Here is a 12,912-nt window from a genome sequence, read left to right as displayed (position 1 = left end):
AGTTGAGGCATGCGCAGATCCAACCGAGGTTTTACCCTGATCGAAATCATGATCGTGATTGCGATCATCGGGATCGTCATCACCATTGGCTACCCGAGCCTCACCGAATACGTGAAAAAGGGGCGTCGGGCTGAAGTGGCGGGTCTGCTCTCCGAGCAGGCGCAAATTCTCGAACGGTTTTACTCGAAGAGTAATGTCTACACCGGTGCCACCGGCCTGAGCACCGGCAATGACTATTACACGATCACCCCGACCCTGACCGACCAGACCTTCCTGCTGACCGCGACACGCAAGGCCGGCAGCATGGCCACTGACAAGTGTGGCGACTTCACTATCACCAACACCGGTGTCAGAAGCATGGTCGGAGCAAAGACCGGGCTGACCACCAAGGATTGCTGGGGACGCTGAGTTTCTTTTTCGGGCGCCTTTTGTGCCCTCTGTCTACTTAAGGTTTGGATCGGAACATGACCATGCAACAGCAAGTGGTGATTGTCGGCGGCGGTGTGATTGGCTTGATGACGGCGTTCAATCTCGCGTCCGAAGTGCAGAGCGTTGTGCTACTGGACCGTTCGAATGTCGGTCAGGAATCGTCCTGGGCGGGCGGAGGCATCGTTTCCCCGCTTTACCCATGGCGCTACAGTCCGGCGGTCACCGCGCTGGCCCATTGGTCCCAGGATTTTTATCCACAGCTGGGCGAGCGGCTGTTTGCCGCGACCGGGGTTGATCCCGAGGTTCACACCACCGGTCTGTACTGGCTGGATCTGGATGATGAGGCCGAGGCGCTGGCCTGGGCCGAGCGGGAAAACCGTCCGCTGCGGGCTGTGGATATCTCGGCGGCGCACGATGCCGTGCCGGTACTGGGCGCCGGTTTCTCTCGGGCGATCTACATGGCCGACGTGGCCAATGTGCGCAATCCGCGGCTGGTGAAATCCCTCAAGGCTGCTTTGCTGGCGCTGCCGAACGTGACGATTCACGAGCAGTGCGAGGTCAGCGGGTTTATTCGTGAAGGCGATCACGTCGTCGGCGTGCAGACTTCGACGGGGGCCATCCACGGTGATCAAGTGGTGCTGACGGCTGGCGCCTGGAGTGGTGATTTGCTCAAAAGCCTGGGGCTGGAGCTGCCGGTCGAGCCTGTGAAAGGGCAGATGATTCTGTACAAGTGCGCGGCGGACTTCCTGCCGAGCATGGTGTTGGCCAAGGGGCGTTACGCGATTCCTCGCCGGGATGGCCACATTCTGATTGGCAGTACGCTGGAGCATGAAGGCTTCGACAAGACACCGACCGCGTCTGCGCTGGAGAGCCTGAAGGCTTCTGCGGTGGAGCTGATTCCAGCGCTGGCGGAGGCGGAGGTGGTCGGGCACTGGGCCGGGCTGCGACCGGGTTCGCCGGAGGGGATTCCCTACATCGGCCGGGTGCCGGGGTTCGATGGGTTATGGCTCAACTGCGGGCATTACCGCAACGGGCTGGTGCTGGCGCCGGCGTCGTGCCAGTTGTTTGTGGATGTGATGCTGGGCAGGGCGCCGATCATTGATCCGGCGCCGTATGCGCCAGCCGGGCGGATCTGACAGCAGATCAAAAGATCGCTCAATCCAACCCGAATTTCTTCAGCCTGTAACGCATCGACCGAAACGACAAATTCAACCGCTGAGCCGCCGCCGTGCGGTTCCAGCGGGTTTCCTCCAGGGCCTGGAGGATGAGCTTGCGTTCGACGTTATCCAGATAGACCTCCAGATTGTCGATCTGCGTCAGGTCCTGCACCCCACTGTCTGCGGTGCAGTTGCCTTCGGCCAGTCGCAGGTCGCTGGCTTCGATCTGCTTGTTTTCGCACAAAGTGTGAGCCCGTTCGAGCATGTTCTCCAGCTCGCGCACGTTGCCCGGAAAACGATAGTTTTTCAGCGCTTCAAGGGCTTGCGGTTGGAGTTTCGTGGCGGGCTCGCCGGCGCGGGCTGCCAGACGCATGAGAACATGGCTGGCCAACGATTCAATGTCGTCGCGGCGTTCGCGCAAGGGCGGAACACGTAGTTCGATGACGTTGAGCCGGTAGTACAAATCCTGGCGAAAGCGTTCAGCGGCGACTTCGGCGGCGAGGTCTTTGTGAGTGGCGCAGAGGATGCGCACATCGACCACGGTTTCCTGTTGCCCGCCCACGCTGCGAACGGCTTTTTCCTGAATCGCCCGCAACAGTTTGACTTGCATCGCCAGCGGCAAATCAGCCACTTCGTCGAGGAACAGCGTGCCGCCATGGGCTGCCTGGAACAGTCCGGGTTTGTCTTCGATGGCGCCGCTGAAGCTGCCTTTGCGATGCCCGAAAAATTCGCTCTCCATCAGCTCCGACGGGATTGCCCCGCAGTTCACCGGGATAAACGGCTGGTTGGCGCGTGACCCTTGTTCATGGATCAGCCGGGCGACCAACTCCTTGCCGCTGCCGGACTCGCCGCTGATGTACACCGGCGCCTGACTGCGGGCCAGCTTGTCGATCTGTTTACGCAAATTGCGCATGGGCAACGAGTCGCCCAGCAAACGACGATCGACGGTGGCGCCTGGCGCGGGCATACGCAGTGCACTGGTGACCAGTTCGCGCAGGCAGGCGAGGTCCACCGGTTTGGTCAGGAAGTCGAAAGCACCAGCCTTGAGCGCGTTGATCGCCGTTTCCAGGTTGCCATAAGCGGTGATCATGGCAACCGGCAGTTGGGGATAGCGTTGCTGAATGTGTTGCACCAGCTCAAGGCCGGTGCCGTCCGGAAGACGCATGTCGGTCAGGCACAGATCGAATGTTTCACGCTTCAACAAGGTCTGGGCTTCGCCAAGGTTGCGGGCGCTGAACGTGTCGAGTTTCATTCGTCCCAGGGTGATTTCCAGGAGTTCGCGGATATCCGGTTCGTCGTCGACGATCAGGACTTTTTGCTGGGGGCTGGTGTTCAACTCTGTTTCCGTCCGTGAGCAAAGGTGATGCGAAAGCAGCCGCCGCCTTGGCGTGGCTTGAAGTCTAGGCGGGCCTGGTTGCTTTCGCACAGTTCACGGGACAGATAAAGCCCCAGACCTGTGCCTTGGGCGCTGGTGGTGAAAAACGGTTCGAACAGATGCACTTGCTGATCCGGCGCCACACCGGCGCCATCGTCCAACACTTCGATGATGGGCAACTGGGTGTCGGGGTCGATGAACAGATCAAGCCAGACCTGCGCCTGATCATGGGTTTGAGCGCTGTGGCGCCAGGCATTGCGCAGCAGGTTGTCGAGAATCTGGGTCAACTGGTTCGGGTCCATCAGTGTTTTGAAGTCGCCCGAGCCGATATGCAGATGAATTTTTTGGCGGTCGAGCGCGCCTTCGCGACTTTCTGCAACGAATTGTTCCAGCCACGGCTTCAGATCGAGCCGTTGCGGCGCGGCTTGTTGGCGGCGGGACAGTTGCAGGACGTTTTCGATAACCCGATTCATACGCTGAGAGTGATCTTGAATAATCTGGGTCAGACGTCGGTCCGCGCCGTTCAGTTCCTCGGATTCCCGCAATAGCTGGGCGGCATGACTAATGGCGCCCAGCGGATTGCGTATTTCGTGGGCGATACCGGCAGTCAGGCGGCCAAGGGCGGCGAGTTTCAGTTGTTGAGCCTGTTGGGCGATTTGCGCGAGGTCTTCGAGAAACACCAGGGTCTGGTGGTGCGGGCTTTGGTCCAGCGCAATGAAGCTCGGTTGCAGTTCCAGGCCGCTGCTGGTGATTTTCAGGCTTTGGGGGCGCAGCGTCGGGTTATTCCGCCACAGTTGCAGGCGCTCGACGAGAGCGGGTGAGCAGTCATCGATCCTTCGGCCTTCGAGGTTGTCCCGGCCCAGCAGGGCCTGGGCGCTGTGATTGGCCAGTTGCACTCGCCGCTGTTCGTCGAGCACCAGGATGCCGGTGCGCATGCGCTGCAGGATCAACGCATTGAGGGCTTCCAGGCCCACGACTTCACTGGCCCGTTGCTCGGCGAGGGTTTCGCTGACTTCCACCCGCTGGATCAGCCCTTGCACCAGCAATGCCGCGGCAAAACACAGCGCACCGAGCGTACCGACTTGCAGGTAATCGTTAGGGGTGGCGGGATGGCTGAAGCTCAGCAGAAAACTCAGCCCGACGATGCCGAGTGCGCCGACGGCGGCAATCAGCAGGCCGATACGACTTCGCAACAAGGCATTGCTGATGGCCACCGAGACGATCAGCAGGTTGCCAATGGCGCTGGCGACACCACCGGCGGCATAGAACAGGCCGCACAGCAGCAGGACATCGATCAGCGCCAGGCTGAACAGTTGTGCCGGACGGCGGGTGTTCTCAAGGAAGACCACCAGCAGAATGTTCAGGACCAGATACAACCAGCTGCCACTGCGCAACAGGTCGTCATTGGAATAGGTCAGCAACTGGTTGTCGAGGTTGCTGGAGATCAGCAGCACCAGGGTGATGCCGACACTTAAACGGTAGAGATGATAAAGGCGCAGCAGTCGCTGGGCCTGTTTGCTGCCGGGACTGGACGTCTCAGCGATCACGGGTGCTTGGGCCTTGCTCAAGGTGAGCCTGGCTGCAATACCATTGTTGTTGAAGGCTCAGCGCGCGGTCGCGAGGCAGGTGGACGCCACACTGGGCGCAGCGGACCATGGGCGCTGCTTCCAGTTCGGCAGAGGACTTGGGCACAGAGGGTTGAGCCTTGAACTTGCGCCAGAACCATACCGCAACGGCAATCAGGGCGATCCAGAACAATAGACGAAGCATGGTGAGCTGCTTTATGACGAGTGATTCTGCAGTTTAGCCAAGGACATGACGGGCGCACAGCGTAATAAATCGCGGAAATAAAAAGGGAGACTCAAGCGTCTCCCTTTTTGCACAACCCGGTGTGTCAGTCGAACATGCCGAAGGTCATGTAGCTGAACCACGAGCGGTCGCTGTTGTTGGCTTCGGACTCGTGTTCCTCTTCTTCGATCACGTCGCCATTTTCATCTTTAGGCTTGAGATCGTTAGGAATCGCGTCCTTGGCGTCCTGGAATTGCTTCTGTACGTCCTGGTTGGCGCGGGTTTCGCCCGGCGGCAGCGGTGGACGGGACTCGATCAGGCCCAGGGTGGCCTTGCTCAGCCACGAACGGTTGTCGGCTTCATCTACCGTCGGCACGAACTGACCGTCCACCAGGGTTGGATGGTTCGGGTAGTTGAGCTTGAGTGTTTCGAGGCTGGTGGCCGCCAGGTCGTCCAGGTGCAGACGCTGGTAGGCTTCGGTCATGATCGCCAGGCCGTCACCGACCGATGGGGTTTCCTGGAAGTTTTCCACGACGTAACGGCCACGGTTCGCGGCAGCGACATAGGCCTGACGGGTCAGGTAGTAGTCGGCGACGTGAATCTCGTAGGCTGCCAGCAGGTTGCGCAGGTAAATCATGCGCTGCTTGGCGTCCGGCGAGTAGCGGCTGTTCGGGAAGCGGCTGGTCAGCTGGGCGAACTCGTTGTAGGAGTCACGCGCAGCGCCCGGGTCACGCTTGGTCATGTCCAGCGGCAGGAAACGCGACAGCAGGCCGACGTCCTGGTCGAAAGAGGTCAGACCCTTGAGGTAATAGGCGTAATCCACGTTCGGATGCTGTGGGTGCAAACGAATGAAACGCTCGGCGGCAGACTTCGCAGCCTCAGGCTCGGTGTTCTTATAGTTGGCGTAGATGAGCTCGAGTTGAGCCTGATCGGCGTAGCGACCGAACGGATAACGCGACTCCAGCGCCTTCAGCTTGGCTGTGGCGGCGGTGTAGCTATTGTTGTCCAGATCGCGCTGTGCCTGCTGGTACAGCTCGACTTCGCTCAGGTTTTCGTCTACGACTTCCTTCGATGAGCAAGCAGCGGTCAATGCGAGGATGGCGATCAGCAGCAGGTGTTTCACTTGCATGGCGGCTTGCGTCCCTATGACGGCCGCTGTCTTGGGCGGGGCCGTCCTGTTATGATGAGCGCCCCGTTGAATAGCCTCGGGGCAAAAGACGCCGTATTTAACCACAAGCGCGCAGCCGAAACCAAAGGCTGTGCCGACGCCTAGTCCGAGCATGTCCGATAAAATTGAACTTCGCGCAGAGGTGCCGTCCGAATTGGGCGGCCAACGCCTCGATCAAGTCGCCGCACAATTATTCGCTGAGCACTCGCGCTCGCGCCTTTCCGCCTGGATCAAAGACGGCCGCCTGACTGTGGATGGGGCGGTAATCCGCCCGCGAGACATCGTTCACGGTGGCGCCATTCTTGAGCTGACTGCCGAGCAGGAAGCTCAGGGCGAATGGATCGCTCAGGACATCGAGCTGGACATCGTCTATGAAGATGACGACATCCTCGTGATCAACAAGCCTGCGGGCCTGGTGGTGCATCCTGCCGCCGGCCACGCTGACGGCACCTTGCTCAACGCCTTGCTGCACCACGTGCCGGACATCGTCAATGTGCCCCGCGCCGGTATCGTGCATCGCCTGGACAAGGACACCACCGGTCTGATGGTGGTGGCCAAGACCATTCAGGCGCAGACGCAGCTGGTTACACAGTTGCAGAGCCGCAGCGTCAGCCGGATCTACGAGTGCATCGTGATCGGAGTGGTGACTGCCGGCGGCAAGATCAATGCGCCGATTGGCCGTCACGGCCAGCAACGCCAGCGCATGGCCGTGATGGAAGGTGGCAAGCAAGCCGTCAGCCATTACCGCGTGCTCGAGCGTTTCCGCTCCCACACTCACGTGCGGGTGAAGCTGGAAACCGGTCGTACGCACCAGATTCGGGTGCACATGTCCTACATCAACTTCCCGTTGGTCGGAGATCCTGCCTACGGCGGTCGTTTCCGAATCCCGCCAGCCGCCAGCCAGACCATGGTCGATTCCTTGAAGACGTTCCCACGCCAGGCGCTGCATGCGCGGTTCCTGGAGCTGGATCACCCGACCACTGGTGTACGCATGAGCTGGGAATCGCCACTGCCGGACGACTTCGTCTGGTTGCTGACCCTGCTCAAGCAAGACCGCGAGGCGTTCATCGGATGAGTGACTGGCTGATTCCCGACTGGCCTGCGCCTGCCGGGGTGAAAGCCTGTGTGACCACCCGTGCGGGCGGCGTCAGTCTGGCGCCGTTCGACAGCCTCAACCTCGGCGATCACGTCGACGACAGCCCCGACGCTGTTGCCGAGAATCGCCGTCGCCTCACCGATCATTTCTCTATCCAGCCGGCCTGGTTGAAGCAGGTTCACGGCATTGTCGTCGCTCACGCGGACCCAGGCGTTGTGGCAACTGCCGATGCCAGCTGGACGGCGACGCCCGGCATTGCCTGCGCGGCGATGACGGCGGATTGCCTGCCAGCATTGTTCTGCGACCGTGCCGGCACTCGTGTCGCAGCCGCCCATGCCGGTTGGCGCGGGCTGGCGGCGGGTGTGCTCGAAGCGACGCTCGACACGCTGGCCGTGCCGTCGGAAGAAGTGCTCGTCTGGCTCGGTCCGGCCATTGGTCCTCAAGCCTTTGAAGTCGGCCCGGAAGTGCGCGAAACCTTCGTCGAGCAACTGCCTGAAACCGCCAAAGCCTTTGTGCCCAGTGCAAATGCCGGCAAGTTCATGGCCGATATCTACGAACTGGCGCGCTTGCGTCTGGCTGTTCGCGGCGTTACCGCTGTTTATGGCGGCGGTTTCTGCTCCGTGACCGATCCGCGCTTCTTTTCTTACCGCCGCAGTCCACGCACTGGTCGGTTTGCCTCCCTTGTCTGGCTGGAACGCTAGACTTCTCTGATCTACATCAACTGTACGACGCTTGAAACTCCCAGAATCGACCGCATCTATAACGGTATCTGGCAGGTTTCTTCATTCAGGATGTTTTATAGGTCCGGCCTGCTCAAAAGGAAGGTGACCCATGCGTATCGATCGTTTAACCAGCAAATTACAGTTAGCTCTATCCGACGCCCAATCGCTGGCCGTCGGTCTTGACCATCCCGGCATTGAACCGGCGCACTTGATGCAAGCCATGCTTGAGCAGCAGGGCGGCTCGATCAAGCCCCTGCTGATGCAGGTCGGTTTCGACGTCAACAGCCTGCGCAAAGAGCTGACCAAACAGCTCGATCAGCTGCCAAAAATCCAGAACCCCACCGGCGACGTCAACATGTCGCAGGATCTGGCGCGCCTGCTCAACCAGGCCGATCGCCTGGCCCAGCAGAAGGGCGATCAATTTATTTCCAGTGAGTTGGTGTTGCTCGCCGCCATGGACGAGAACAGCAAGCTCGGCAAATTGTTGCTCGGCCAGGGTGTGAGCAAGAAAGCCCTGGAGAACGCGATCAACAACCTGCGCGGCGGTGAGGCGGTCAACGACGCCAACCACGAGGAGTCGCGTCAGGCGCTGGATAAATACACCGTCGACCTGACCAAGCGCGCCGAAGAAGGCAAGCTCGATCCGGTGATCGGCCGTGACGACGAAATTCGCCGGACCATTCAGGTGCTGCAACGCCGCACCAAAAACAACCCGGTATTGATCGGTGAACCTGGCGTGGGTAAAACCGCCATCGCCGAAGGCCTGGCCCAGCGGATCATCAACGGCGAAGTGCCGGACGGCCTGAAAGGCAAGCGCCTGCTTTCCCTCGATATGGGCGCACTGATTGCCGGTGCCAAGTACCGTGGCGAGTTCGAAGAACGCCTGAAATCCCTGCTCAACGAACTGTCGAAGCAGGAAGGGCAGATCATTCTGTTCATCGACGAACTGCACACCATGGTCGGCGCCGGTAAAGGCGAAGGCTCAATGGATGCGGGCAACATGCTCAAGCCTGCATTGGCCCGTGGTGAATTGCACTGCGTCGGCGCAACCACGCTCAATGAATACCGCCAATATATAGAGAAGGACGCGGCCCTCGAGCGGCGCTTCCAGAAAGTGTTGGTGGATGAGCCGAGCGAAGAAGACACCATCGCCATTCTGCGTGGCCTCAAAGAACGCTATGAAGTTCACCATAAAGTGGCGATTACCGACGGCGCGATCATCGCCGCGGCCAAGCTCAGTCATCGCTACATTACCGACCGTCAGTTGCCGGACAAGGCGATCGACCTGATCGACGAAGCCGCCAGCCGCATTCGCATGGAGATCGACTCCAAGCCGGAGGTGCTGGACCGTCTGGAGCGTCGTCTGATTCAGTTGAAGGTGGAGTCCCAGGCGCTGAAGAAAGAGAGCGACGAAGCGGCGATCAAGCGTCTGGAAAAACTCCAGGAAGAAATCGTTCGTCTCGAGCGTGAGTATTCGGACCTCGAAGAAATCTGGAACTCGGAAAAAGCCGAGGTTCAGGGTTCTGCGCAGATCCAGCAGAAAATCGAACAGTCCCGTCAGGAACTGGAAGCTGCGCGCCGTAAAGGCGACCTGAACCGCATGGCCGAGCTGCAATACGGGGTGATCCCGGACCTGGAGCGCAGCCTGCAAATGGTCGACCAGCATGGCAAAAGCGAAAACCAGTTGCTGCGCAGCAAGGTGACCGAGGAAGAAATCGCCGAAGTCGTGTCGAAGTGGACCGGCATCCCCGTGTCGAAAATGCTCGAAGGCGAGCGCGACAAGCTGATGAAGATGGAAAGCCTGTTGCACCAGCGTGTGATCGGCCAGGACGAAGCGGTGATCGCAGTATCCAACGCGGTGCGGCGTTCGCGGGCCGGGTTGTCCGACCCGAATCGTCCAAGCGGTTCGTTCATGTTCCTCGGCCCGACCGGTGTCGGTAAAACCGAGCTGTGCAAGGCGTTGGCCGAGTTCCTCTTTGATACCGAAGAGGCGATGGTGCGGATCGACATGTCCGAGTTCATGGAGAAACATTCCGTGGCTCGACTGATTGGTGCGCCACCAGGCTACGTGGGCTATGAAGAGGGCGGTTACCTGACCGAGGCGGTGCGTCGCAAGCCTTATTCGGTGATCCTGCTGGATGAGGTCGAGAAGGCCCACCCGGACGTCTTCAATATCCTGCTGCAAGTGCTGGAAGATGGCCGCCTGACGGACAGCCATGGCCGCACGGTGGATTTCAAGAACACCGTGATTGTCATGACCTCCAACCTGGGCTCGGTACAGATCCAGGAACTGGTCGGTGATCGTGAGGCGCAGCGCGCAGCGGTGATGGATGCGATTTCCACGCACTTCCGGCCGGAGTTCATCAACCGGGTCGACGAAGTGGTGATCTTCGAGCCACTGGCACGGGATCAGATCGCGGGCATTACCGAGATCCAGTTGAGTCGTCTGCGCAGTCGCCTGACTGAGCGGGAACTGAAGCTGGAACTCAGCCCTGAGGCCATGGACAAGCTGATCGCGGTTGGCTACGACCCGGTGTATGGCGCACGGCCGCTCAAGCGAGCCATTCAGCGCTGGATCGAAAACCCGCTGGCGCAGCTCATTCTGTCGGGTCGTTTCATGCCCGGCGATACCGCCAAAGGCGTTGTGGAAAACGACGAGATCGTCTTCGCCTGATCCACGCCGGCAACAAAATTGAAGAGGCCTCGCATTGCGAGGCCTTTTTTTCGTCAGGTTGTTGAACTGAAAGGAAAAGGCTTGTAAAGTGCGCCCCGCAGTAAGTCGCCCTGAAGGGTTCCCGCTCCCCAAGCAGGAATCTGAAATAAGTTGCAAATCATTAACTTGAAAGCAATTTAGGGGGTTGACAGAGGTGCTTAAGATTGTAGAATAGCGCGCCTCAGACACACGAACGCAGCGATGCGAACGGGTCGAAGAGAACGCAGTAAAGCTTCACTGTTGTAAATTGAAATATGTAGTTCCGTGATAGCTCAGTCGGTAGAGCAAATGACTGTTAATCATTGGGTCCCAGGTTCGAGTCCTGGTCACGGAGCCAATTTCAAACCGGGGTATAGCGCAGTCCGGTAGCGCGCCTGCTTTGGGAGCAGGATGTCAGGAGTTCGAATCCCCTTACCCCGACCATTTTTGGGTCGTTAGCTCAGTTGGTAGAGCAGTTGGCTTTTAACCAATTGGTCGTAGGTTCGAATCCCACACGACCCACCATTTTTGAAACCAGTTAGCGCTGGAATCGAATCTTAAGATCAGACGCCAAAAGCTCTGTTCGCAGAAGGCGCCTTTCAAAGGTGCCTTTTTTTTACCGGGGTATAGCGCAGTCCGGTAGCGCGCCTGCTTTGGGAGCAGGATGTCAGGAGTTCGAATCCCCTTACCCCGACCATATTAAAAATCCTCGTATCGAAAGATACGGGGATTTTTTTTGTCTTCGAAAAAGCCGAATCCTATCAAGTCGTCGTACAACTAGCCGATAACGAGCTGTCGGGGCGCAAACGCGGCCCCCCATTCAAGCCAACAACAAGAAAGGCGCTCGTTATGTTTCTTCGTCAGCTGAATATTGCCCCCCGTGCCGCGCTGGGTTTTGCCTTGATCGCTGTGTTGGTGGCGTTGCTCGGGGTGTTTGCCCTGGGGCAAATGGCGAGCATTCGCGAGAGCGAGGTGGCCGTGGAGAAGCAGTGGCTCCCCAGCATTCGCGGGGGTGACGAGATTCGCGAACTGATGTTGCGTATCCGCACCATTTCCTTGCGCATGGCGCTGGATCAGGACCCAAAGAACATTCCGACCTACCGCGGTCAGATGGACACTCGCGACAAGGAATTGAGCGAGAAGATCGCGGTCTATGACCAGTTGGTCAACACCGCCGAAGGCCAGGCCTTGTATGACCAGTTCAAAACCACCTTTGCCGCCTATCGCACCGGCATTGCCCAGTCGTTCACTCTCGCAGAGCAGGGGCGTCGTGACGAATTGACCAGGCTGCTGCTGGTTGACATGAAAACCGTGGTCGATGGCTCCGGCAAACAACTCAGTGATCTGGCGGACCTGTTCGCCAAACAGGTCGCCGCTGAGAGCCAGAAATCCGCAGCGCACTACGAAACGTCGCGGACCATCGTCAGCCTGTTCATCGCCCTCGCGGCGCTGGCCACTGTCGGCCTGGCCATGTTGCTGACCCGCAGCATCGTCCGCCCCCTGAACGAAGCCCTGACGGCTGCGGAGAGCGTGGCGCAGGGCGATCTGACCCGGCCGATAGCAACCCATGGCAACGACGAAGTGACTCGTTTGCTCAAGGCACTGGCGACCATGCAGCAGAACCTGCGAGAAACCTTGCAAGCCATCAGCGGTTCAGCGACTCAGCTGGCCACGGCGGCGGATGAATTGAATGCTGTCACTCTCGACAGCACCCAAGGCCTGCAACAGCAGAACAACGAAATTGAGCAGGCCGCCACGGCGGTCAACGAAATGACCTCGGCCGTGGAAGAAGTGGCGCGCAACGCCGTGTCGACTTCTGATGCTACCCGCCAATCCAGCGAGTCAGCGCAATTGGGGCAGGAGCGGGTCAGCGAAACCGCCAGCGCGATCAGCGACTTGGCCAAGGATGTGCAGCACACCGGTGAGTTGGTGCAGTCGCTGGCCAATCAGTCCCAGGACATTGGCAAAGTGCTGGATGTCATTCGGGCCATCGCCGAGCAAACCAATCTGTTGGCGCTCAACGCCGCCATTGAAGCGGCGCGCGCGGGTGAAAGTGGGCGCGGTTTTGCGGTGGTAGCCGATGAAGTGCGTGCATTGGCGCATCGTACGCAGCAATCGACTCAGGAAATCGAGCAAATGGTTCAGGGCATGCGCAACGGTTCCAACCTGGCGCTGGACTCCATGAATGCCAGTGCTTCCCGTGCCACGAGTACGCTGGTGTTGGCTGAACGGGCCGGTGACGCATTGCAGACCATCACGGCCTCGGTCCACGAGATTCACGAGCGCAATCTGGTGATCGCCAGTGCTGCGGAAGAACAGGCTCAAGTGGCTCGGGAAGTGGATCGCAATCTGGTGAATATCCGTGATCTGTCGGTGCGTTCCGCCTCCGGTGCGGATCAGACCAGTGCTTCCAGTCATGAGTTGTCGAAGTTGGCCAATGCTCTGCAGGGCATGGTGCAGCGCTTTCGGGTGTAAATCCGCCAGA

The 12,912-nt window shown here is 59.4% G+C and carries 10 protein-coding genes and 4 tRNA genes; 10 read left to right on the top strand and 4 right to left on the bottom strand.

What is annotated here, in order from left to right; all coding sequences use genetic code 11:
• Positions 1-9: 9 nt before the first annotated feature.
• Both B723_RS00370 and thiO read left to right on the top strand, forming a co-directional pair.
• The gene (locus B723_RS00370) at positions 10-408 is read left to right on the top strand and encodes a type IV pilin protein (protein ID WP_017340843.1); all 399 of its coding nucleotides are present in this window, start codon (positions 10-12) and stop codon (positions 406-408) included.
• Positions 409-464: 56 nt separating this feature from the next.
• Positions 465-1,565 carry a glycine oxidase ThiO gene (gene thiO / locus B723_RS00365; protein WP_017340842.1) on the top strand — a complete coding sequence of 367 codons (1,101 nt, stop codon included), beginning with the start codon at positions 465-467 and terminating at the stop codon, positions 1,563-1,565.
• Positions 1,566-1,584: 19 nt separating this feature from the next.
• On the opposite strand, the gene B723_RS00360 is transcribed toward thiO, so the two are convergent.
• From B723_RS00360 to B723_RS00345, 4 genes are all read right to left on the bottom strand, one after another.
• On the bottom strand, positions 1,585-2,922 hold the full coding sequence (locus tag B723_RS00360; RefSeq protein ID WP_017340841.1) for a sigma-54-dependent transcriptional regulator: 1,338 nt from the start codon (positions 2,920-2,922) through the stop codon (positions 1,585-1,587).
• Positions 2,919-4,508 (bottom strand): sensor histidine kinase, encoded by a 1,590-nt coding sequence (locus tag B723_RS00355; protein ID WP_017340840.1) that lies wholly within the window; start codon positions 4,506-4,508, stop codon positions 2,919-2,921. Before B723_RS00355 ends, B723_RS00360 begins: the two co-directional genes overlap by 4 nt.
• On the bottom strand, positions 4,498-4,731 hold the full coding sequence (locus tag B723_RS00350; RefSeq protein WP_017340839.1) for a PP0621 family protein: 234 nt from the start codon (positions 4,729-4,731) through the stop codon (positions 4,498-4,500). The genes B723_RS00355 and B723_RS00350 overlap by 11 nt, the downstream gene beginning before the upstream one ends.
• A gap of 124 nt (positions 4,732-4,855) precedes the next feature.
• The gene (locus B723_RS00345; protein ID WP_017340838.1) at positions 4,856-5,878 is read right to left on the bottom strand and encodes an outer membrane protein assembly factor BamD; all 1,023 of its coding nucleotides are present in this window, start codon (positions 5,876-5,878) and stop codon (positions 4,856-4,858) included.
• A 151-nt stretch (positions 5,879-6,029) separates the two neighbouring features.
• Here B723_RS00345 and rluD point away from each other — a divergent pair, with 151 nt between their 5' ends.
• The 8 genes from rluD to B723_RS00305 all read left to right on the top strand — a co-directional run bounded on the left by rluD (position 6,030) and on the right by B723_RS00305 (position 12,902).
• A complete protein-coding gene (rluD, locus tag B723_RS00340; RefSeq protein WP_017340837.1) occupies positions 6,030-6,992 on the top strand; it encodes a 23S rRNA pseudouridine(1911/1915/1917) synthase RluD in 963 nt (320 codons plus the stop codon).
• On the top strand, positions 6,989-7,714 hold the full coding sequence (gene pgeF / locus B723_RS00335; protein WP_017340836.1) for a peptidoglycan editing factor PgeF: 726 nt from the start codon (positions 6,989-6,991) through the stop codon (positions 7,712-7,714). Before rluD ends, pgeF begins: the two co-directional genes overlap by 4 nt.
• Positions 7,715-7,844: 130 nt before the next feature.
• Positions 7,845-10,409, top strand: a complete 2,565-nt coding sequence (gene clpB, locus B723_RS00330) for an ATP-dependent chaperone ClpB (RefSeq protein ID WP_017340835.1) — start codon at positions 7,845-7,847, stop codon at positions 10,407-10,409.
• 300 nt (positions 10,410-10,709) lie between these two features.
• A tRNA-Asn gene (locus B723_RS00325) sits at positions 10,710-10,785 on the top strand.
• Between the two features lie 9 nt (positions 10,786-10,794).
• Positions 10,795-10,871 (top strand) — tRNA-Pro (locus tag B723_RS00320).
• 5 nt (positions 10,872-10,876) lie between these two features.
• A tRNA-Lys gene (locus B723_RS00315) sits at positions 10,877-10,952 on the top strand.
• Positions 10,953-11,047: 95 nt separating this feature from the next.
• Positions 11,048-11,124, top strand: a tRNA-Pro gene (locus tag B723_RS00310).
• A gap of 152 nt (positions 11,125-11,276) precedes the next feature.
• Entirely contained in the window at positions 11,277-12,902 is a 1,626-nt protein-coding gene (locus B723_RS00305) for a methyl-accepting chemotaxis protein (RefSeq protein WP_017340834.1), read from the top strand.
• The last annotated feature ends 10 nt before the right edge of the window (positions 12,903-12,912 follow it).

This window comes from Pseudomonas fluorescens NCIMB 11764 (assembly GCF_000293885.2).
GTDB classification, from domain to species: domain Bacteria; phylum Pseudomonadota; class Gammaproteobacteria; order Pseudomonadales; family Pseudomonadaceae; genus Aquipseudomonas; species Aquipseudomonas fluorescens_B.
Note: the sequence above shows the minus strand (reverse complement) of the source record. Positions and strands in the feature narration are given on the sequence as shown.